Source organism: Pseudomonas cerasi (assembly GCF_900074915.1).
In the GTDB taxonomy this organism is placed as follows: domain Bacteria; phylum Pseudomonadota; class Gammaproteobacteria; order Pseudomonadales; family Pseudomonadaceae; genus Aquipseudomonas; species Aquipseudomonas cerasi.
This window is the reverse complement of record NZ_LT222319.1, coordinates 3,876,282-3,896,867: the sequence shown is the minus strand read 5'-3', so window position 1 is coordinate 3,896,867 and position 20,586 is coordinate 3,876,282. Positions and strand designations below refer to the sequence as shown.

Below are 20,586 nucleotides of genomic sequence, written 5' to 3'. Positions count from 1 at the left end.
AGAACAGAGCCAACAGATTAAGCAGCCTCGGCTGCTTTTTTGCTTTTTGAGAGAACACCGTATGAAGGCCGTCGAAACCCGAATCCTGGAACTGCGTGCACAGCTGGATGAGCACAACTACCGCTACCACGTTCTGGATGAGCCGAGCATTCCGGATGTCGAGTACGACCGCCTGTTTCACGAGCTCAAGGCCCTGGAGGCGGAAAACCCTCATCTGGTCACTCCCGATTCGCCGACGCAGCGGGTCGGAAGCGCGGCCTTGTCGGCGTTTACCCAGGTGCGCCACGAAATGCCGATGCTCAGCCTGGGCAACGCGTTCGAAGAAAACGACATGCTCGAATTCGATCGCCGGGTCACCGAGGGGCTGGATCTGCCGGCCGGCGACCTGTTTGGCGAAGGCAGCAAGGTGCAGTACAGCTGCGAGCCCAAGCTGGACGGTCTGGCAGTCAGCCTGCTGTATCGCGACGGCGCGCTGGTGCGGGGTGCGACGCGCGGCGACGGCACCACCGGCGAAGACATCAGCGTCAATGTGCGCACAGTGCGCAACATCCCGCTCAAGCTGCAGGGCAAAGGCTGGCCGGATGTGCTGGAAGTGCGCGGTGAAGTGTTCATGTCCAAGGCCGGTTTCGAGCGCCTCAACGCCAGTCAGCTGGAAATCGGCGGCAAGACCTTCGCCAACCCGCGCAACGCAGCGGCAGGCAGCCTGCGTCAGCTGGATTCGAAGATCACGGCCAACCGGCCGCTGGAGTTTTGCTGCTATGGCCTGGGCCAGACGTCGGCGGAAATCGCCGACACTCATATTGGCGTGCTTGAAACGTTGAAAAAATGGGGCATGCCGGTCAGCCGCGAGCTGAAACTGGCGAATGGCGTCGAGGAGTGTCTGGCCTATTACCGCGATATCGGTGAGCGACGCCTGGCGCTGACTTACGAGATCGACGGCGTGGTGTTCAAGGTCAACAACCTGGCAGCGCAGCGCGAACTGGGCTTTCGCGCCCGTGAGCCGCGCTGGGCGATTGCCCACAAATTCCCCGCTATGGAAGAACTGACCGAACTGCTGGATGTCGAGTTCCAGGTAGGCCGCACGGGCGCAGTAACGCCGGTCGCGCGGCTCAAGCCGGTCAAGGTGGCAGGCGTCATGGTCGCCAACGCCACGCTGCATAACATGGACGAAGTGGCGCGGCTCGGCCTGATGATTGGCGACACGGTAATCATCCGGCGTGCCGGTGACGTGATTCCGCAGGTAGTGCAGGTGGTTGCCGAGCGCCGCCCCGAGGATGCCAGGGCGGTGCAGGTTCCACAGACCTGCCCGGTGTGCGGCTCGCATGTCGAGCGCACGCAGCTGATCAAACGCAGCAAAGGCAAGGAAACCGTCACCGAGGGCGCGGTGTATCGCTGTGTCGGGCGTCTGGCCTGCGGTGCGCAACTCAAGCAGGCGATCATTCATTACGTATCGCGTCGCGCCATGGACATCGAAGGGCTGGGTGACAAGACCATCGAGCAACTGGTCGATGAGAAACTCATCGGCTCGCCTGCCGATCTGTACAAACTGAAATACGAACAGATCATTGACCTGGAAGGTTTCGCGGAAATCTCCAGCAATAAATTGCTCAAGGCCATCGCCGACAGCCGACAGCCGACCCTGGCGCGTTTCATCTATGCCTTGGGCATTCCCGATGTGGGTGAAGAGACGGCCAAGGTCCTGGCGCGTTCGCTGGCGTCGCTGGAGCGTGTCCAACAGGCCTTGCCGGAAGTGCTGACCTACCTGCCGGATGTCGGCCTGGAAGTCGCATACGAGATTCACAGCTTCTTCGAGGACGAGCACAACCGTAGCGTCATCGATGCGCTGCTCGGTGAATGCGGTTTGCAATTGCAGGACCAGGGCGAGCTGGGCGCCGAGTTCGCGGCCAGCACCACGCTGGAAGGGATGATCGACAAACTGCACATTCCGTCGGTAGGGCCGGGTGCTGCGCAGAAACTGGCGGACCGGTTCGGTACGCTGGAAGCCATCATCAGTGCCGACTGGCTGGACATGCGTCAGGCACTGCCGGAGAAACAGGCCAAGTCGGTTCGCGATTTCTTCGACGACAGCGCAAACGCCGAGCGCGCCCGCGCCATCGAAGCCCAGCTCAAGGACTTCGGCATGCACTGGCGCAGCGAGAAAAAAACCGTCGAAGGTTTGCCGCTGGCTGGCCAGACCTGGGTACTGACCGGCTCGCTGGAACGCATGAGCCGCGATGTCGCCAAGGAAAAGCTCGAAAGCCTAGGTGCCAAGGTGTCCGGCTCGGTCTCGGCCAAGACCCACACCGTGGTTGCCGGGCCGGGTGCCGGCTCGAAGCTGACCAAGGCCAACGAACTCGGCCTTACCGTGCTGGACGAAGATGCACTGCTCAAACGTTTGACCGAGCTGGGTGTGGCGGTTGATTGAGGAAGACCGACGCTCCGTATGCCCTGATTATCGTGCGACGCTCCGCGTCGCATGCAGTTCTGGACGCTCTGCGTCCGGTCTTGAGTGTGATGGTGCGGCGTAGATCTGTGACGCGGAGCGTCACGCACGGCATTCCCACGCTGGAGCGTGCGGAACGATAATCCCGACTACCGTGCGACGCACCGTTTTGGCCCATGAACACGCCGTAAGCCTCATCATCCATGCCGCTCGATAATATTTTGAACCCCTGAAGCGTCGGTATGATCTAGTCCATGCAAGGTCAACGGGAGATCGCCATGTATCGCTTTTTCGAGCAACTGAGTTCACGCATCACCGCCCCATTTGTCGGCGAATCCAAACGTAACAGCAAGGTCTGGCAGTGCACCTGTGGCCAGTCGGTGTTTTTCCCCAATACCCAATGCCTGGCCTGTTCTGCAGCGCTGGGCTACCTGCCTGAGCAGGGGCGTGTCGCTACGCTCGAAGCGGGGCCTGAGCCTACTACCTGGCGCCTGAGCGATGAGCCGGGTGTCGGGTTGTATCGGCGTTGCGCCAACCTCGGCACCCCAGCAGCCTGTAACTGGCTTTTTCCAGAGCATAATTCCGGCGAATTCTGTGTTGCGTGCAGCCTCAATCACACCATTCCCGACCTGTCGGTGGTTGAAAACGGCGAGCGCTGGCGCAAGGTCGAGACCGCCAAACGGCGTCTGGTGGCGCAGCTGATTTCCTTGGGCCTGCAGGTCATTCCCAAGACTGTCGACGAAGAGACCGGCCTGGCCTTCGACTTCGTCGGTGTCGATCTGGAGGGCAACCTGCCAACTACAGGCCATGCCAACGGCCTGATCACCCTGAACATCGAAGAAGCCGACGACGCACACCGTGAAGCGATGCGCGTGCAGCTGCACGAACCCTATCGCACCTTGCTTGGCCATTTCCGTCATGAAGTCGGCCACTACTACTGGGATCGGCTCATCGCCAATACCCACTGGCAGGACAGTTATCGCAACCTGTTCGGCGACGAGCGCGCCAGCTACGCCGACGCGCTCGATCATCACTACCAGAACGGTGCGCCGGACAACTGGCAGGAAAGCTTCGTCAGTGCCTACGCGACCATGCATCCGTGGGAAGACTGGGCCGAAACCTGGGCGCATTACCTGCACATGATGGATGCGGTCGACACCGCGCTGGGGTTTGGCATGAGCGCTCGCGACATGGAGCTCGATTACCAGCCGTTTCCGCTGGAAGTACTCTACGACCCTCAGCATCCGGGCGGCCCGGCGTTCCTGTCGTTCGTCAATGCCTGGATTGAGCTGGCGAGCATGCTCAACGAGTTGTCACGCAGCATGGGGCAGCCGGATTTCTATCCGTTCGTACTGCCTCAAGCGGTCATCGCCAAGCTGCACTTCATCCACCTGGTGATTCAGGATGCCGGTGGCAAGGCCGATGAGGTTTTGCAGGCCCAGTAACGCGGGCCATGCCTGACACGCTTCGGCGGCGTGTCAGGCCTTTGTGCAAAAGCGGCTCAAAGCGTCAGGGTCAGCCTGCGCTCGAAACCGATCCGCCCGCGATACGCCTCACCGGTATCGACCCAGCCCTGGCCGGTATAAAGCCCGATGGCGGCCGAGTTGTCCGCATCCACCGACAGCATCAATTGAGTGATGTCCGGCCATTTCAGGCGCAACGCCGCAGGCAACGCTTGCAGGCACGCCTTGCCCAGTCCCTTGCCCTGTTCACGGTGATCGACCTGCAACGCATGCAGTGTCGCCGTCAGAGCCTCCTGAGCCCAGTGCGGCAGACAATCATCGCGCTTGAGCAGGAAGAACCCCACCGGCTTCTCGTCACCGAGCAGCGCGAAGCCGCAAATATTCGGGCTGGGTCTGACCAGAAGCGTATTGAGCGCGGTGTAGATGTCGCCGGAGAACTGTATCTGTTCCTGCGTCACCTCGAGGTATCCGAGCTGTTGGCGTTGAGAGGCGCTGAGGTCGTGGTAGTCGACCAATCGAGTCTGCATGAGCAACCTGCTGGCTGATTATGGTTGAGGCGGGCAGGGTACAGGATCGAACGGGGCCGTTTCGAGGATTTGTAACGCTGATGACCGGCACGCATTTGCCTTTCAGCCCCGGCACACAAGTGCTTGAGCCCCCTCGAAATTTTTATCCGCAGCAACGGTTGTAAACTCGCGCAAGACCGGTACAATGGCTCGGCTCGCCAACTGGTGAGTGTCGTTATGGTGACCCCATCGGTCCCCCCGCAACGATTACCCGTGAACCTGGTCAGATCCGGAAGGAAGCAGCCACAGCGGGAACATTGTGTGCCGGGGTGTGGCTGGTGGGGTTGCCTCCTATCTTTAAGTCCTTGATTTTACAAGGATTTATCAGTAAAAAATCTCGAAGTGTGACAGCGTTTAGGTACACCTAAATGGTGCACCGAAAGCGGCATGTTACCTGTGCTCATCCCATATCCAATTCTCCAATGTTCTGTCCGCTTCTGATCGATATTTCAATTTGGCGGTGAGCACGCTGGCTTGATCCCGCGCCCTGTTCTATGCATTTGGTGTCAGGGTGATAGCAAAGTGACTCGCGTCCCGGTATTGTCAGTCTAGACCTGACTGTCATCGAGGGAATGATGAGATTTTCTGAGCATTTCAAGCTTGGGCTGACGCAGCCCTATTTAGATTTTGTCGATATTCGTCTGGATACTGACGTTCCTGTATTCTTGGAGCCAACTGCAATCAAGTCTTTAAGTAGTCCATGGGGTAATGAATTATCATCACTCCTCCAGACTTTCTTTGAAGAAGTTTTAACCTTAATCCGCTCCGGAAATAATGATAAAGCACAAAGGCTGCTTTCATCACTGAATGAGCGAAATGAATTTCATTTGGGGTACTCGGCAAATGAGTCTCGAGGGCATGGGTTTGGTAGTGGATCGGCCAAGAGCGTTTGGGGTGCCCTCAGTCAAAGTGACGCTGTAAAAACCGGCCTGCTGAGAGACCTTGAGGACACTGCATTGCTCATTCCGGGTATAGGGACGGACATGATATCTGATGCAGTGTGTAATATTTTGCGTGGACCGCTTATTAGATATACGCAGGATATGTGTTCCTTTTATGGTGTCCCTTTAACTCCTGATGTTGATTCTGGTCCTATATGGAATGCGGAGGCGGGGAAGTGGGAGACGGCTCTAGTTCCTTTGCCAATTACACCTTATGGAAAAGTGATTTTGGTCCCTAAGCTTCTAGTTCGTCAGCGTCTTAGCTACCGATTTGATGAATATTACCGAAATTATTTGTTGCCTCAAATGCAGCAGGAGCACTTAAGCGCAAGGTCTAGTCTTGTAGAAGTTTTGAGTAATGGTAGGGAGCGAGTTACGAAGAAGGCACTAATGGAAAAGTATGGACGTGATAAGTTGGCTGCTGTGAGAGAGACTCAGCTGCGTCCTAGGGTTTTGGATGAATATAGGGAGTTCAAAGAAAGTAACGTTTCTCCACCGTTGTCTCATGAGCAGCTTTCCGAGGTGGAGGGAGTTGAGCCTCCTGATCTGGATTCGTTAGTGCTTGAAATGAAAACTTTGGCTCCGGGGAGAAATGATGCGGACGCTTACGAAAAAGTAATCGAAAAGATTTTCTCTGTTATTTTTTATCCCTCTCTTTGTAATCCTAAGAAGCAGGCTGTTTTGCACCAAGGTCGGAAACGAGTTGATGTCACGTATAGCAATGAGGCGAAGAGTGGGTTTTTTGCATGGCTGTCTCTTCATTACTGCGCTCCTTTGATATTTGTTGAATGTAAAAACTACGGAAAGGAAATCGGAAATCCTGAAGTTGATCAGCTGTCCTCTAGGTTTGGGCCAAGTAGAGGGCAAGTCGGTATTTTGGTATGTCGGTCTCTCGATGACAGGTCGCTATTGTTGGAAAGATGTAAAGATACTGCTAAGGATAGGCGGGGTTATATGCTGGTGTTAGAAGATAAGGATATCGAAAATCTGGTGAGGATTTATAATGATGAACGTAATAATATTTTTGAGGGCTTTAGGCAGCAGTGGAGTGATTTGATAAATTGATGCCCACGCTGTCTTTAATGGTTGACGGTAAAGTGGATGGTGAGGCTTCGAATTTTTAGAGCTCTATATTTCTAATGTTCGGAGTGTTTGATATATGAAGTACAAGGTGTAATATGGCAAAGATTTCAGACAATAAATACCTGTATCGTATTATGAGGTTTGACCACGCTGTGCAGGTGCTAAAGGGGGAGCTTTTTTTTTCGCACCCGTCTCAGTGGGAAGATCCGTATGAAACGCATGTAAAACATAGCTATGACCATGCGATTTTTGCTCAGTGCTGGACTACAGCAAGTATGTCGGATGCAATGTGGAGGATATACTCCCCTAATTTTCTTGGTGTTCGTCTTCGCACTAGGGTGGGGACGCTAACTAAAGCTATGCAAGCCTACACTGCGAACAATAAAGGTTTTAAAAGGCGGTTGGAAAAGGTTAAATATCTAGGGCAAGTTGACTATAAGAAAGAAACTGCGCAGATCGGGGCTCTCATGGGTGAAAGTGATTTTAGCAGTCCTTCTCTAGGTGCTGATTTACTTTGCTTAAAAAGATCGGCCTTTGAGCACGAAAATGAAGTGAGGGCAGTTCTATACAATTCAAATGCTGGCCGAGAAGATCGTGGTGTGTTAAAAGGGGTTGTAGTCAATTTCGAAGGTGTTGATCTGATTGACTCCATATTGTTTGATCCTAGAGCTCCGGATGAGATTTGTCACGCCATGCGTCACTATATTCAAGATGTCTTAGGGTTTACGGGGACTGTTAGGAAATCGAAGCTTTATACTGTTAAATCTCGTTGATGGAACTAGGGGTGTTGCTGGATATTAAGTTTTCAGAATGGTATGGTGTGGATTTGCATAACCGGTTTTAATTATACTAATCCATAAATTGCAATGGAAAATTGGGTGCCACATGGTTGAGCAGGGAATGATAAAGCTTGGACACGATTTCACTAAATTTATCGATCCAAAATATTACGCTGACATCATTGCTGATAATGACGACGTTGGCAGTATCCTCCGCCTTCAGCTCATTTCTGAAAGATTCTTAGAAGTATATCTTTCGGAAAGAGTACCTGATGAGAGTAAGAAGTTTTTCCCAAAAGACAGGAATGGTACGTTCCTAAAATACTTTAACGAAAAACTGATGGTTGCGATCGCATACGGACTACCTACTCAGCTAGGTGAATCGCTGAAGTATTTGAACAAGATCAGAAACGATTTTGGACATGATTTTGAAAAGAAGCTCAGTCAGTCAGAGCTTGATGGCTATATCGTCTTAGCCGACAACTTTAAGCATAAAGCCGCCGTGCCGTACCTAGGAGAGGGACCCATTAAGGAAATGGTGATCCAATCTGATGGAAAGCGACTGACCATTGCTGATGGGTTAGCAGTTGGTTTTGTAATAGCAACATTTTGCTTAATGACCAGAGCGGGGCTATGGCTGGTAAGCGATCTCCAGTCGCGAGGAAAACTGAAGCTCGGCTAGCCATGTACCTTGTTTGGTAAGAAGGGTGAGGGTATGTGAGTTGGCGAAGTGGCAGATTGTGAGTGTGTCCCATTCCAGCCTTTTCTGTACAGATTTCAAATCCCGCGCCATAATTTTCAGCCTCATATTTATAAAGCTGGAAAACCAAGCCAGAAAGTAATGGAGTGGGCTTGAGGGCGGCGCGTTTGGAAAGTAGGGTTTTCACCTGCACTGCTTAACGCAGAGTGACCGGCCAAAGCAGAAAGCTGGGCTTTTTCAAAGTAAGTCTGTGCCCTCTGAGAGCCACACTACCTGATGGAAGCCTCAAGCCATCTCACGCTTGATCCTGTACACCGTAGCAACGCCACAGCCAGGCACCTTGGCTATATCATCAGCAGACATAGTTGGGTGCTTGGCTAGAGTTTCCTTCACCTTAGCCCACTTGGCGGTGTCTTTGCCTTTCCCTGCTGGCTTCCAATCCGGGTTAGCAGCTTTTTTGTTCCTTAAACCTTGCATGATACGTTCAACACGTTTCTCTTGGTCAAGACGGGCCATGGTTGACATGAGTTCTATCAGCATATCGTTGATGACTCGCATCACTTCGCCAGTGATGCCCTTAGCATCAAACATTTGGTGGCTGGTTGGAAGGTCAGCAATTACTAGCTTCAAGCCCTTGGCCTTAATAGTGGCCTTGAGGGTTTCCCAGTCTTCCAGAGAAAGGCGACTCAATCTGTCTACGGATTCGCACAGGAGGATTTCCCCCGGCTTGGCGAGTGGTCCGTTTCAAGCTCAGACGTAATGTGTGACACCTTGGGAAGAGGTGCTTGGGTAGGCGGAGGTTTAGATAGTAAAAGGCTCCGCGACGGATCAGATATGCCATGTATGACACCGATGTGTGACAGCAAAGTGTGACAATGCTGGCTACACCCCGGAGTTTTGACCGCCAGTGCTGAGTGTTTGCACGGCGAAGATGTTGCACCTTCATCAGCCTGAAACCCTTGCCCCATAAGACCCGCAACGATTACCGAGCATGCCTGCATGCCACATGGTCAGATCCGGAAGGAAGCAGCCACAGCGGGAACATTGTGTGCCGGGGTGTGGCTGGTGGGGGCACCACCTATCTCTAGGTCCTTTTCTGAAAGTGGCCTGCTCGTAAAAATGAAAGCCTATTCCTGTTTCGACGGCGCCCTGCGCTGGCGAGAACTTCGTGCGTCTGTAAAAACAGTCTGCCCGGCACGGAGATAACCGCCGGATGTCTCCAGGCCGGCGGTTAATCCTGCATGGCCTGCGTTACTGCCATCGTGCCAGGAAGATGGAGCGACCACTCTGATGGGGCGAGCGGTGTACCAGTTTGGGAATGCTGTCTTCGCAAATACCTTTGCCCGCAAAGAAATAGAAGCGGTCTTGCTTGGCTTCTCTGGTTCTCTGCTCGACCGCCCTGGCATCCAGAGGCGTCATTTTCCCAAAATGCCCCGCTTCAAATATTCCTTCTGATTCTGCGCGCTTCACGTATTCGGTGCCGCGACCCTCGATGGTGGCGATGCAGATGACCTTTTTCGGCCCCTTATCCTGATGCCATTGGTCTGCGCCCTGATTTTTGGCCCTTCGCAGTTGGAACTCATGAGGCCTCAATTGTTGTTGCCTCCCGGTAAGAGTGGTTGCAATGTCCTTCGCTACGGCTGTTGTTGATCGTTCGTAGTCGGTTGCTTTCAAATCAATAAGCTTTCCAACGGTCTCCTGTCTCCAGGCGGGGTTACTGAGACTGCTTTGCTCATGCAAAAAACGTCTTGTAGGTTCTGCTATGGGAACGGTGAAATACCCTTTCTCCATGAGTTTTGCCGTCTTTTCCTGGATCTGTTCCGGCTTCAGCTTCAACTCATCAAAAGGCTGGGGCTGGGTGTAGTAAGCCGATGTGCCAACTCCGCCGCGAATGCCGTAGGTCACGGATATTTTCCTCTGCTTGAATGTGGTGTTAACCACGAATTGGCCTTTTGGGCCGCTTGAACGCTTGGGGCTTGGTAGCCCGTCGCTCGGGGCCATGAGTGGCAACTCATTGAGGAGAGGTTCCATGCTGTCCGATCAGTTTCGACGAACAGTGAAAACTCGGTGTGCGTTCAGGTGATCGATCAATAGCCAATTCAACTGAACCCTCACTTCCACACACCCCCTAACTCCTTACGCGTCGCTTGAAACCGTTTTACGGCAAGGGGCAATTCAAGTCGCTGCGGGTGTCACGGGCTTTTCGGTCAGGCGTCTCGCAGCAGTGGAGCCGGGGGCCGGATGGAACAGGACATCATCAGATTTTTCACAGACTCGCAATTTCTGGGCATATCGCTCGCCAACTGGATACTGGCTATTTTCGCCTCGACCCTGAGTTTTATTCTGGTCAGGGGCGTGATCGGTTTTGTGCTCAGAAAGATGCGCTCGCGTGCGGATGCGCCCAGCACGCATATGCGATACATCGTGGTGCAGGTGCTGTCGGGCACCAGTAATACGTTATTGCTGCTGGCTTCCATTCTGATCGGCATCGGCATGCTCGATCTGCCGGAGCGCTGGCTCGGGCGGGTCAGCAGTCTGTGGTTCGTGGTCGCCGCATTACAGGTCGGGCTGTGGGCGAACCGGGCAATCGCGCTCGCCTTGCAGCGCTACTTCGTGCGTCACAACGCTGGCGGCACCTTTCAGGGCAGCGCGCTGGCTACGTTGAGTCTGTGGGGGGCGAAGGTGCTGCTGTGGGCCACGGTGGTCATGGCGATGCTGTCGAACGTCGGGGTCAATATCACCGCGTTCGTCGCCAGCCTCGGGGTCGGCGGCATTGCGGTCGCGCTGGCGGTGCAGAACATTCTGGGTGACGTGTTTGCCTCGCTGTCCATCGCCGTGGACAAGCCTTTCGAGGTTGGCGACTTCATCGTCGTCGGTGCGTTGTCCGGCACGGTCGAGCACGTCGGCCTGAAGACCACACGGATCCGCAGCCTGGGTGGCGAGCAGATCGTGATGGCCAACGCCGACATGATCAACAACACCATCCAGAACTACAAACGCTTGCAGGAACGAAGGATTGTCTTTGAGTTCAGGCTGACCTATGACTGCTCGGTCGATCAGATAAGGGAAGTGCCGAAGAAAGTCGAAGCGATCATCAACGCGCAGAAACTGGCACGTTTCGATCGTTCGCATTTTCGGGGGTTTGGCGAGACATCGCTGGAGTTCGAGACCGTTTTTATCGTGCTCGACCCCAGCTACAACGTCTATATGGATGTGCAGCAGGCGATCAATCTGGACATCATGGAAGCCTTTGCCGAACTGGACGTGCGTTTCGCGTTCCCGTCCCGCACGGTGTACGTGGCGTCCCTGCCACCGGTTAAAACCGCTCGTCCGACTGCGCTGGAGGCTGCCGACGCGACCACCTGACGGGATCAGGCCGGAAACTGCAGCGCGTTGGTCAGGTCGCCCATCGGCGCCTGGCCACGCGCAATCATGGCCTCGTCACGGCGTTTCAGGCCGTCGAGTTTTTCCAGGCCATGCACGCGGGTGATCAGGCGCAGGATCGAGGCGGTGTCGTAAACCGTGTGGTCGACCTTGCCCTTGCGGGCGAAAGGGGAGATGACCAGAGCGGGAATGCGCGTGCCGGGCCCGAAGCGGTCGCCTTTTGGCGGCGCGACATGGTCCCACCAGCCGCCGTTCTCGTCGAAGGTGAGGACGATCACCATGTTGTCCCACTGCGGGCTCTTGCGCAGCACCTTGATCACCCGGTCGATGTGCCGGTCACCCGAAGCAACGTCGGCGTAACCGGCGTGCATGTTCAGGTTGCCCTGGGGCTTGTAGAAGGTTACCGCAGGCAACTTGCCCGCTTCGGCATCGGCGAGAAAGCGATTGGTGCTCGACTCGTCACCCAGCCCGCCGTCACGCAGGCGCTTCTTGCGCTCTTCAGGGTGCTGCGGCCCCTGCTGCTTGAAGTAGTTGAACGGCTGGTGATGGTATTGAAAATTGGGGATTTTCGGGATCCCGGTGGAGTCCTTGAATTCATCCAGCGTCACTTGCCAGGCACCGGCGTACCAGGCCCAGTCAACATTCCTTTTCGACAGCTTGTCACCGATGTGCTCGTGGCTTTGCGGAACCAGCACGTTGGGCAGATCCGGTTTCGAGTAATCAGGGTTTTGCGGGTCACGCAGCCAGGTTGGCCAGTAGGGCGGGGCCATGGTGTTGACGGCGTAGTTGTCCGGCGTGATGGCGCTGGGGCCGAATTGTGGCGGTCCGTCCATGGCGCTGGCCGGCGACTTGTCGAGCGGTTTGAGGCGCGGATCCTGCGGGTTGAAACTCTGCAAGGTAGCGATTTGCGACTTGGCCGGAGATTCGGCGGCGTTCGGGTAAATAGGCGCGGTGGCTGAAATCAGGTACTGGTGATTGAGGAACGAGCCGCCGAAAGCACCCTGAAAGAAGTTGTCACACAGCACGAACTCTTCGGCCACGTCCCACAGGCGCAGCGAGTACTGAGTCTGTGCATAGTTGCCCATGGTCAGGCCGCCCGCATCCGCCCAGGCCACGAAGCGATCGTTCTTGCCGTCGTTGATCTGCATCTGGTTCTGGTAAAACACGTGCCACAGATCACGGGTCACCAGGCTCAGCGGCAGGTCTTCACCGTTCGGTCCCTTGAGCGGGAACGGCGCGTTGGGCAGGTCTTGCTGAAACTGCTCGCCCACCGGATAAGTCACGCCATCGACGGTTTGCGGTCCGACCTGCAGCACGCCGCCCCAGGCAGGTGGCAGTTTGGACAATCGCGTGCCGTCGCGGTCGCGCTGCTCGTAATCGGAAGGCCTGAGCGAGGAGAGCGGCTTTTCGACACCGGGGAAATCGCCGAACAGGTTATTGAAGCTGCGGTTCTCGGCGTAGATCACCACAATGGTTTTCACATTTTCGCGCAAGGCGCGATCCAGCGCGGGTCCGGCAAGGTGATGGTGCCGTTCGTTGTCGCCGGGCGGCTTCTCGTGGGCGGAAACGTAGCTGCTAAGGGTGACACCTGCACCCAAGGCAGCCATCCCGCCCAGAAAACGACGGCGGCTGGGGTTTTCGTTGGTATCTTCGTCGTCTGGTCTGTCGCTCATCGCCAAATACTCGCGCTGGTTAATGTGTTACCAAAGATTTCACGCGAGCGTAACCATGGAATATGACGCTATTGCGACAGCGCAGATGAAGGATCAGGGGGCCGTGGCCGTTGTGTAGTGATCGATGATCTTCTGGATCTCGCCCGACAGACGCATCTGCACCAGCGTGCGCAAAATTCTGCCCACTGGCAGTTCGGGGTTATTGCGGATCAGGCAGGCGGCTGGTTGTTCGGCGACCAGTGATATCGGCTTGAGCCTCTTGCCGACAGGCAGGTTCCGGTTGGTCCATTCGAGGATCAACTGATTGGTCACCGCGTAGTTGTAGCGCCCGGCCATCAGCTTGCCGAGCGTCTGATTCTGGGTGCGCGCGTCTTCACGGACCAGTTTGTGATTCTCGAAAAGGTGCTCCAGGGCCGGGTAGTTGTAGCCCAGCACGGTGCCGACGGTCTCGTTGTCGAACTGCTCGGGGTAGGGGCCGGCAGCCGTCGCCGCCGAAGCGACCAGCCAGTCGCGCTGATAGAGAATCGGCAGGCTCCATAGATAATCCCCGGACAAGTCCGGGTACCACGCCTGGGCGCTGTAACAGTGCATGTCGACTTCGCCGCGCTCCAGCGCCGACTGGATGCGCAGGCGCGGCATTACGTGATAACTGGCCTCGAGGCCCACGTGGTGCGCAAGGCTTTGCATGATGTCGAACAGAATGCCGGATTCGGGACGAAAGTCGGTGATGTGCATCATCGGCATGGTCCAGCCTTCATTGACCGCAAAGCTCAAGGTCCTCTGCGCCGCGCTGCCGTTTTGCGGCATCAGCAATAGCAGGCAGGCCGCCGCTGCACGAGGCAGCCGCGGCGTGGTGAAGGCCCGAATAAAGCGCGTCAATAGAGTCATTTGCACAGCTTAGCCACAATAGAGACGGACACCAGATGCAATTTTGCCCCTGCTCGGCTAGCATTGGCGGTCTTCCGCTTACCAGTTGCGACGGTTTTAAATGAGTTATCAGGTTCTTGCACGTAAATGGCGTCCGCGCTCGTTCCGCGAAATGGTCGGCCAGGCTCATGTGTTGAAGGCCCTGATCAACGCGCTGGACAGCCAGCGCCTGCACCATGCCTATCTGTTTACCGGCACACGGGGCGTCGGCAAGACGACTATCGCGCGGATCATCGCCAAGTGCCTGAACTGTGAAACCGGCATCACCTCGACGCCCTGCGGCACCTGCTCGGTGTGCAAGGAGATCGACGAGGGCCGTTTCGTCGATCTGATCGAAATCGACGCCGCCAGCCGTACCAAGGTCGAAGATACGCGCGAGCTGCTGGATAACGTGCAGTACGCGCCGAGTCGCGGTCGCTTCAAGGTCTACCTGATCGACGAAGTGCACATGCTGTCCAGCCACTCGTTCAACGCCTTGCTCAAGACGCTTGAAGAGCCGCCGCCCTACGTCAAATTCATCCTTGCCACCACCGATCCGCAAAAGCTGCCGGCGACCATTCTTTCGCGTTGCCTGCAGTTCTCGCTGAAAAACATGACGCCTGAACGCGTGGTCGAGCATCTGACCCATGTGCTGGGCGTCGAGAACGTACCGTTCGAAGACGACGCGCTGTGGTTGCTCGGGCGCGCCGCCGACGGTTCGATGCGTGATGCAATGAGCCTCACCGATCAGGCCATTGCCTTCGGTGAAGGCAAGGTCATGGCTGCCGATGTACGTGCCATGCTTGGCACGCTGGACCACGGCCAGGTCTTCGATGTACTGACCGCATTGCTGGAAGGCGATGCGCGTGGCGTGCTGGAGGCGGTACGCCACTTGGCCGAGCAGGGCCCTGACTGGAACGGCGTGCTCTCGGAAATTCTCAACGTGCTGCACCGTGTGGCGATTGCCCAGGCGTTGCCGGAAGGCGTCGACAACGGTAATGGCGATCGTGACCGGGTGCTGGCCCTGGCGCAGGCCCTGCCTGCCGAAGACGTACAGTTTTACTACCAGATGGGCTTGATTGGTCGTCGTGACCTGCCGCTGGCCCCTGATCCGCGTGGTGGCTTCGAGATGGTCCTGTTGCGCATGCTGGCGTTTCGTCCTGCCGACAGCGAGGACGCGCCGAGGCAGCCGCTAAAGCCAGTGGGGATCAGCCAGGCCACGGTTGATTCCCGAAAAGCAGTGGCTGATGCGACACCTGTTGCATCGGCAACTCCCGCAGTGTCGACCGCCCCGGTGATGGCTGCACCTGATCCGGCCTTCGAAGCGCTGCCGCCTGCAGCGGCTCCGATGCCGGCCGCCGTCCGGCCAGCGCCCGCGGTACAACCGGAATCGAAGCCAGAGCCACAAGCCGCGCCGGTTGAAGACCTCGACCTGCCGTGGAACGAGCCGAAATCCCCGGCTGCCGAACCCTCCGCCGAAACTGCGCCTGATACAGAAGCCGCTGCCGAGCCGGTAGCCGAGCCGGTTCTGGAGACCGTTTCCGAGCAGCCTGACCTGACGCCCATGCCGACGCCTGCGCCCGCCAGCCCGGTGCCGGCCGCACCTGAAGCCGAGCCGGCGCAGCCGGTTGCCGAGCAACAGGACACGCCGGCAATGCTCGAAGCCATCCCGGACTCTGCGTATCTGTCCATGCACACCGATTCGATGTCTTCCGACTCCGGGCCGATGGGCCGTGATGACGAACCGCCAGCGGACGACGATTACGTCGAGCCGGACATCGATATAGATCCGGCGTCCTACAGCTATCTGGATGAGCTGGCCCACGAAAGTGTTGTCGAACTTGAAGCCGTCGAGCCGGAGCCCGCTCCTGCCGCCAAACCGGCCACCGGTCTTGCGGCCGAATGGCTGGACGTGTTTCCCAAGCTGCCGATCTCCGGGATGACCGGCAGCATCGCGGCCAACTGCACATTGATTTCGGTCGATGGCGACCACTGGCTGCTGCACCTAGACCCTGCGCACAGCGCGCTGTTCAACTCGACGCAGCAGCGGCGCCTGAACGATGCGTTGAACCAGTATCATGGGCGCACGATCAATCTGAGTATCGAGCTGATCAAGCCCGAGCAGGAAACCCCTGCGCAGGCTGCTTCACGGTTGCGGGCCGAGCGCCAGCGCCAGGCCGAAGCCTCGATTCAGGCCGACCCGTACGTCCAGCAGATGCTGCAACAGTTTGGCGCTGTGATCCGGGAAGACACGATCAAGCCCGTTGACACACCTGCGGCGCAGGCTCAATAACTGAACACAGGGCGCCGCTGGCGCCACGCAAACGAACCATCCATTTTCGAGGAGATATCCCATGATGAAAGGTGGCATGGCTGGCCTGATGAAGCAGGCGCAGCAAATGCAGGAAAAAATGGCCAAGATGCAGGAAGAACTGGCCAACGCGGAAGTCACCGGTCAATCGGGCGCAGGCCTGGTCAGCGTGGTGATGACCGGTCGTCATGACGTCAAGCGCATCAATCTGGATGACAGCCTGATGCAGGAAGACAAGGAAGTGCTGGAAGACCTGATCGCCGCCGCCGTCAACGACGCCGTGCGCAAGATCGAGCAGGCCAGCCAGGACAAGACGGCTTCCATGACGGCCGGCATGCAGCTGCCGCCCGGTATGAAGCTGCCGTTCTGACGCTCGCCCGGGTCATGATCAGTGCCAGGCCCTGTGCCTGGCATTTTTCTGTCTGCTGTCTGGCCGCGCGCCGCCATTCGGCGCCGGTATAACCATCAGCATTTGGCCTGACCGACCGAATTGAGCGACAATCGTCACCCGTCTCTGGAGTGCCCCATGTCTGAGCCCATTGAAACCCTCACTGTCGACGCCGAGCTGGACGCCGTCGGGCTATTTTGTCCGGAGCCGGTGATGATGTTGCACCAGAAGGTGCGTGACCTGCCCGCGGGCGGTCTACTCAAGGTCATTGCAACCGATCCGTCCACGCGTCGCGATATCCCGAAATTCTGTGTATTTCTCGGTCATGAACTGGTTGCGGAGCAAGCCGAAGAGGGCACGTTCCTGTACTGGATCCGCAAGAAGTCCGACTGATCACCACATCGCTGCAACCCGCGCCTGTTCACGACGCACCTGTTCCCGATTCGAGCAGGTCCCTGTTCGCCAGACCCAGAGAGTCTTCCATGCGCATTGTTGCTGACGAAAATATTCCCCTGCTCGACGCCTTTTTTGCTCATTTCGGTGAGATTCATCGCTTGCCGGGCCGCGCCATGGACCGAGCCGCTGTGGCGGATGCCGACATCCTGCTGGTTCGCTCGGTCACCGCCGTGACCCGCGAACTGCTTGAGGGTAGCCCGGTGCGTTTTGTCGGGACTTGCACCATCGGCACCGATCACCTGGATCTGGACTGGTTTCAGCAAGCCGGTATCCAGTGGGCCAGCGCTCCGGGCTGCAATGCGCGCGGCGTGGTGGACTATGTCCTAGGCAGCCTGCTGACCCTGGCTGAAATCGAAGGGGTCGATCTTGCGCAGCGCACCTACGGTGTGGTCGGTGCAGGGCAGGTGGGTGGCCGGCTGATCAGCGTATTGAAGGCGCTGGGCTGGAACGTGCTGGTCTGCGATCCGCCACGCCAGGCTGCCGAAGGCGGCGACTTTGTCAGCCTTGACGAGATCCTGCAGCGCTGTGACGTGATCAGCCTGCACACGCCTCTGAACAAAACCGGGGCGTCACCGACCTGGCACTTGCTCGACGACGCGCGTTTGCGTCAGCTCGGCCAGGGTGCCTGGCTGATCAATGCCAGCCGAGGCGCCGTAGTGGATAACGCGGCGTTGCACGACGTGCTGCTTGAGCGGGAAGACCTGCAGGCCGTACTGGATGTGTGGGAGGGCGAGCCGCAGGTCAACGTCGCGCTGGCTGACTTGTGCGTTCTGGGTACGCCGCATATCGCCGGTTACAGCCTGGATGGCAGGCAGCGCGGTACTGCACAGATCTATCAGGCGTTGTGTGGCTTTCTTGATCAGCCTGCGACGATCGAGCTGGACGATCTGCTGCCAAAACCCTGGCTGGCGCAGGTCAGTCTCGACGCTGCCTGCGACCCGGTCTGGGCGCTTAACATGTTGTGCCGCGGCGTGTATGACCCGCGACGTGACGATGCGGATTTCCGCCGCAGCCTGACCGGTGACACCGCCAGCCAGCGTCTGGCCTTCGATGCATTGCGCAAGCAGTACCCGCCACGCCGGGAAATCGAAGGGCTGAAGGTTCATCTGGAGGGAGAATCCGAGGCATTGGCACAACTGGTGCGGGCGCTGGGTGCAGTGCTGGTCTGATCGCCAGCCGGGTCATCAGGCAATAAAAAACCCGACCGAGTGGTCGGGTTTCAAATATCTGGTACGGCTTGGTTTTATTTTTCCGGGGTTACCCAGTGCTTGTCGCATTCCTGGCAGGCAGCCTGAACCATTTCTTCGGTGATCAGGACTTCTTGTCCGTGCTGGTCAAGAATGGCACCGCCAACCGGCAGATTAGGCGTGGCTCGAACAACCTGAACTTCATTGCTGCGCTCTTGCGGGTTCATGGTGTTTCTCCTTTCATCAGGTAACGGCGTTAAGTTAACCGCGCTTGATGACCGGTCCGTGACAGGTACTGTCAGCCGCTCAAACGCGCTGCAAGTGCAACAGATATGATGCAAATCTGCCAGCAGGCGCTTAGATCGATGTCTTATAGCGGCCTCTGTAAAGCAGTCATAACCTGACTCTGGAAGCCAGCCGCAAGTTCATTCGAAATGATGTTCGGCGCCCTGGCCACACAGGTGTAGGCTTTGCAACTCAGACAGATCGGGCACACAGGCAGGTTCATCGTTCATGATTTCACGGATTACCCGACGTCATCGCCAGGCCTTGCGTCTGGCTGCGAGCTTCATCGCGCCGTATCGCTGGCAGGCGCTCGGCGCGTTGTTGGCATTGGTCATCACCGCAGGTATCACCCTGTCGATCGGGCAGGGCATCAAACTGATGGTCGATCAGGGTTTCATGACCCGCTCACCGCAACTGCTCGAGCGCTCGATCGGGTTTTTCATGCTGCTGACGGTCGGCCTCGCCGTCGGAACCTTCGCCCGCTTCTATCTGGTGTCGTGGATCGGCGAGCGTGTGGTTGCCGACTTGCGCAAGAAGGTATTCGATCACCTGATCGAACTGCATCCGGGCTTCTACGAAAACAATCGCAGTTCGGAAATCCAGTCGCGACTGACCGCCGACACCACGCTGTTGCAGTCGGTCATCGGCTCGTCACTGTCGATGTTCCTGCGCAACGCGCTGATGGTCATTGGCGGCATCGTGTTGTTGTTCATCACCAACCCCAAACTCACCAGTATCGTGGTGGTGGCGTTGCCGCTGATCATCGCACCCATTCTCATGTTCGGGCGGCGGGTACGAAATCTGTCGCGCGAAAGTCAGGACCGGGTCGCCAATGTCGGCAGTTACGTGGCCGAAGCCCTGGGGCAGATCAAGACAGTGCAGGCGTACAACCATCAGCAGCAGGACAAGCAGCGTTTTTCGCATACGGTGGAGCAGGCGTTCGAGACCGCTCGTAAACGTATCCTGCAGCGCTCATGGCTGATCACGCTGGTGATCGTTCTGGTGCTGGGTGCCGTGGCGGTGATGTTGTGGGTCGGCGGTATGGACGTGATCAGCGGCCGCATCTCAAGCGGTGAGCTGGCAGCGTTCGTGTTCTACGCGCTGATGGTCGGTATGGCGTTCGGTACGTTGAGCGAGGTGATTGGCGATCTGCAGCGCGCCGCCGGTGCCGCAGAGAGGATCGGCGAGCTGCTTCAGGCACGCAGCGAGATCAGTGTGCCGACCACGGATCTGCAGAGTCTGCCGCAGCGCATCAGTGGGCGTCTGGCGCTGGAGAATGTCACCTTCGCCTACCCATCGCGTCCTGAGCGCAATGCGCTGGATAACCTGACCCTGAGCATCGAGCCCGGTGAAACCCTGGCGCTGGTCGGGCCCTCCGGCGCGGGCAAGTCGACCATTCTGGATCTGCTGTTGCGTTTTTACGACCCGATTCAAGGGCGCATTCTGATCGAGGGCGTGCCGATCGCGCAGCTCGATCCCCATGATCTGCGCCGCTGCTTCGCGCTGGTTTCACAATCGCCCGCCCTGTTTTTCGGCAGTGTTGAGGACAACATTCGTTACGGTAACGCCACTGCGAGCCTTGAGCAGGTACAGGCGGCGGCGCGCATTGCCCATGCGCACGAGTTCATTCTCGACATGGCCAACGGCTACGGTACGCATCTGGGTGAGGGCGGGGTGGGATTGTCCGGCGGACAGCGTCAGCGTCTGGCGATTGCCCGTGCCTTGCTGGTCGATGCGCCGATTCTGCTGCTGGACGAGGCGACCAGTGCGCTGGACGCGCAGAGTGAGCACTTGATTCAACAGGCCCTGCCGAGCCTGATGCAGGGGCGTACGACGCTGGTCATCGCCCACCGGCTGGCCACGGTGCAGAATGCCGACCGGATTGCCGTCATGGATCAGGGGCGGTTGGTGGCCGTGGGCACCCATCAGCAGTTGATCGCCAGCAACCCGCTTTATGCGCGACTGGCGGCGTTGCAGTTCAATGCCGGGGTTGAGTAGGAGAGGGTGAGGAGGGCCTGTGG

16 protein-coding genes, 1 other RNA gene and 1 pseudogene are annotated in these 20,586 nt (G+C 57.3%); 12 read left to right on the top strand and 6 right to left on the bottom strand.

The window, feature by feature from the left end; genetic code table 11:
- Positions 1 to 61: 61 nt before the first annotated feature.
- Both ligA and PCPL58_RS19835 read left to right on the top strand, forming a co-directional pair.
- A complete protein-coding gene (gene ligA / locus PCPL58_RS19840; protein ID WP_065350246.1) occupies positions 62 to 2,425 on the top strand; it encodes an NAD-dependent DNA ligase LigA in 2,364 nt (787 codons plus the stop codon).
- Between the two features lie 296 nt (positions 2,426 to 2,721).
- Entirely contained in the window at positions 2,722 to 3,888 is a 1,167-nt protein-coding gene (locus tag PCPL58_RS19835) for a zinc-binding metallopeptidase family protein (RefSeq protein WP_065351085.1), read from the top strand.
- Positions 3,889 to 3,944: 56 nt separating this feature from the next.
- On the opposite strand, the gene PCPL58_RS19830 is transcribed toward PCPL58_RS19835, so the two are convergent.
- Positions 3,945 to 4,433 carry a GNAT family N-acetyltransferase gene (locus tag PCPL58_RS19830; protein ID WP_065350245.1) on the bottom strand — a complete coding sequence of 163 codons (489 nt, stop codon included), beginning with the start codon at positions 4,431 to 4,433 and terminating at the stop codon, positions 3,945 to 3,947.
- 226 nt (positions 4,434 to 4,659) lie between these two features.
- On the opposite strand from PCPL58_RS19830, the gene ffs reads away from it, so the two are divergent.
- The 4 genes from ffs to PCPL58_RS19810 all read left to right on the top strand — a co-directional run bounded on the left by ffs (position 4,660) and on the right by PCPL58_RS19810 (position 7,957).
- An RNA gene (gene ffs / locus PCPL58_RS19825) (signal recognition particle sRNA small type) lies at positions 4,660 to 4,756 on the top strand.
- Between the two features lie 291 nt (positions 4,757 to 5,047).
- Positions 5,048 to 6,478: a hypothetical protein gene (locus PCPL58_RS19820; RefSeq protein WP_065350244.1), complete on the top strand. Its 1,431-nt coding sequence runs from the start codon at positions 5,048 to 5,050 to the stop codon at positions 6,476 to 6,478.
- A gap of 113 nt (positions 6,479 to 6,591) precedes the next feature.
- Entirely contained in the window at positions 6,592 to 7,269 is a 678-nt protein-coding gene (locus PCPL58_RS19815) for a DUF2971 domain-containing protein (protein WP_065350243.1), read from the top strand.
- Between the two features lie 112 nt (positions 7,270 to 7,381).
- On the top strand, positions 7,382 to 7,957 hold the full coding sequence (locus PCPL58_RS19810; protein WP_065350242.1) for a hypothetical protein: 576 nt from the start codon (positions 7,382 to 7,384) through the stop codon (positions 7,955 to 7,957).
- A 303-nt stretch (positions 7,958 to 8,260) separates the two neighbouring features.
- On the opposite strand, the pseudogene PCPL58_RS19805 reads toward PCPL58_RS19810, so the two are convergent.
- Positions 8,261 to 8,707, bottom strand: a pseudogene (locus PCPL58_RS19805) (recombinase family protein); the annotation flags it as partial.
- Between the two features lie 519 nt (positions 8,708 to 9,226).
- Complete coding sequence (locus PCPL58_RS19800) at positions 9,227 to 9,880, bottom strand: DUF1826 domain-containing protein (RefSeq protein WP_065351084.1); 654 nt, start codon at positions 9,878 to 9,880, stop codon at positions 9,227 to 9,229.
- Positions 9,881 to 10,216: 336 nt separating this feature from the next.
- On the opposite strand from PCPL58_RS19800, the gene PCPL58_RS19795 reads away from it, so the two are divergent.
- A complete protein-coding gene (locus PCPL58_RS19795; RefSeq protein ID WP_003315176.1) occupies positions 10,217 to 11,341 on the top strand; it encodes a mechanosensitive ion channel family protein in 1,125 nt (374 codons plus the stop codon).
- 5 nt (positions 11,342 to 11,346) lie between these two features.
- On the opposite strand, the gene acpA is transcribed toward PCPL58_RS19795, so the two are convergent.
- Together acpA and PCPL58_RS19785 are read right to left on the bottom strand one after the other, a co-directional pair.
- Entirely contained in the window at positions 11,347 to 13,032 is a 1,686-nt protein-coding gene (gene acpA, locus PCPL58_RS19790) for an acid phosphatase (RefSeq protein WP_004413947.1), read from the bottom strand.
- Between the two features lie 93 nt (positions 13,033 to 13,125).
- The gene (locus PCPL58_RS19785) at positions 13,126 to 13,920 is read right to left on the bottom strand and encodes a substrate-binding periplasmic protein (protein WP_065350241.1); all 795 of its coding nucleotides are present in this window, start codon (positions 13,918 to 13,920) and stop codon (positions 13,126 to 13,128) included.
- Between the two features lie 100 nt (positions 13,921 to 14,020).
- On the opposite strand from PCPL58_RS19785, the gene dnaX reads away from it, so the two are divergent.
- The 4 genes from dnaX (at position 14,021) to pdxB (ending at position 18,262) form a co-directional block, all read left to right on the top strand.
- The gene (gene dnaX / locus PCPL58_RS19780) at positions 14,021 to 16,231 is read left to right on the top strand and encodes a DNA polymerase III subunit gamma/tau (protein WP_065350240.1); all 2,211 of its coding nucleotides are present in this window, start codon (positions 14,021 to 14,023) and stop codon (positions 16,229 to 16,231) included.
- A gap of 61 nt (positions 16,232 to 16,292) precedes the next feature.
- Positions 16,293 to 16,619 (top strand): YbaB/EbfC family nucleoid-associated protein, encoded by a 327-nt coding sequence (locus tag PCPL58_RS19775; RefSeq protein WP_002552818.1) that lies wholly within the window; start codon positions 16,293 to 16,295, stop codon positions 16,617 to 16,619.
- A gap of 156 nt (positions 16,620 to 16,775) precedes the next feature.
- Positions 16,776 to 17,030, top strand: coding sequence for a sulfurtransferase TusA (gene tusA / locus PCPL58_RS19770; protein WP_065350239.1), 255 nt, complete (start codon positions 16,776 to 16,778; stop codon positions 17,028 to 17,030).
- An 89-nt stretch (positions 17,031 to 17,119) separates the two neighbouring features.
- On the top strand, positions 17,120 to 18,262 hold the full coding sequence (pdxB, locus tag PCPL58_RS19765; protein ID WP_003436743.1) for a 4-phosphoerythronate dehydrogenase PdxB: 1,143 nt from the start codon (positions 17,120 to 17,122) through the stop codon (positions 18,260 to 18,262).
- Between the two features lie 74 nt (positions 18,263 to 18,336).
- Here the strand turns inward: pdxB and PCPL58_RS31570 are convergent, their stop codons facing one another.
- The gene (locus PCPL58_RS31570) at positions 18,337 to 18,507 is read right to left on the bottom strand and encodes a PA1571 family protein (protein WP_003371488.1); all 171 of its coding nucleotides are present in this window, start codon (positions 18,505 to 18,507) and stop codon (positions 18,337 to 18,339) included.
- A gap of 286 nt (positions 18,508 to 18,793) precedes the next feature.
- Here PCPL58_RS31570 and PCPL58_RS19755 point away from each other — a divergent pair, with 286 nt between their 5' ends.
- Positions 18,794 to 20,563: an ABC transporter transmembrane domain-containing protein gene (locus PCPL58_RS19755; protein WP_024663020.1), complete on the top strand. Its 1,770-nt coding sequence runs from the start codon at positions 18,794 to 18,796 to the stop codon at positions 20,561 to 20,563.
- Positions 20,564 to 20,586 lie beyond the last annotated feature (23 nt).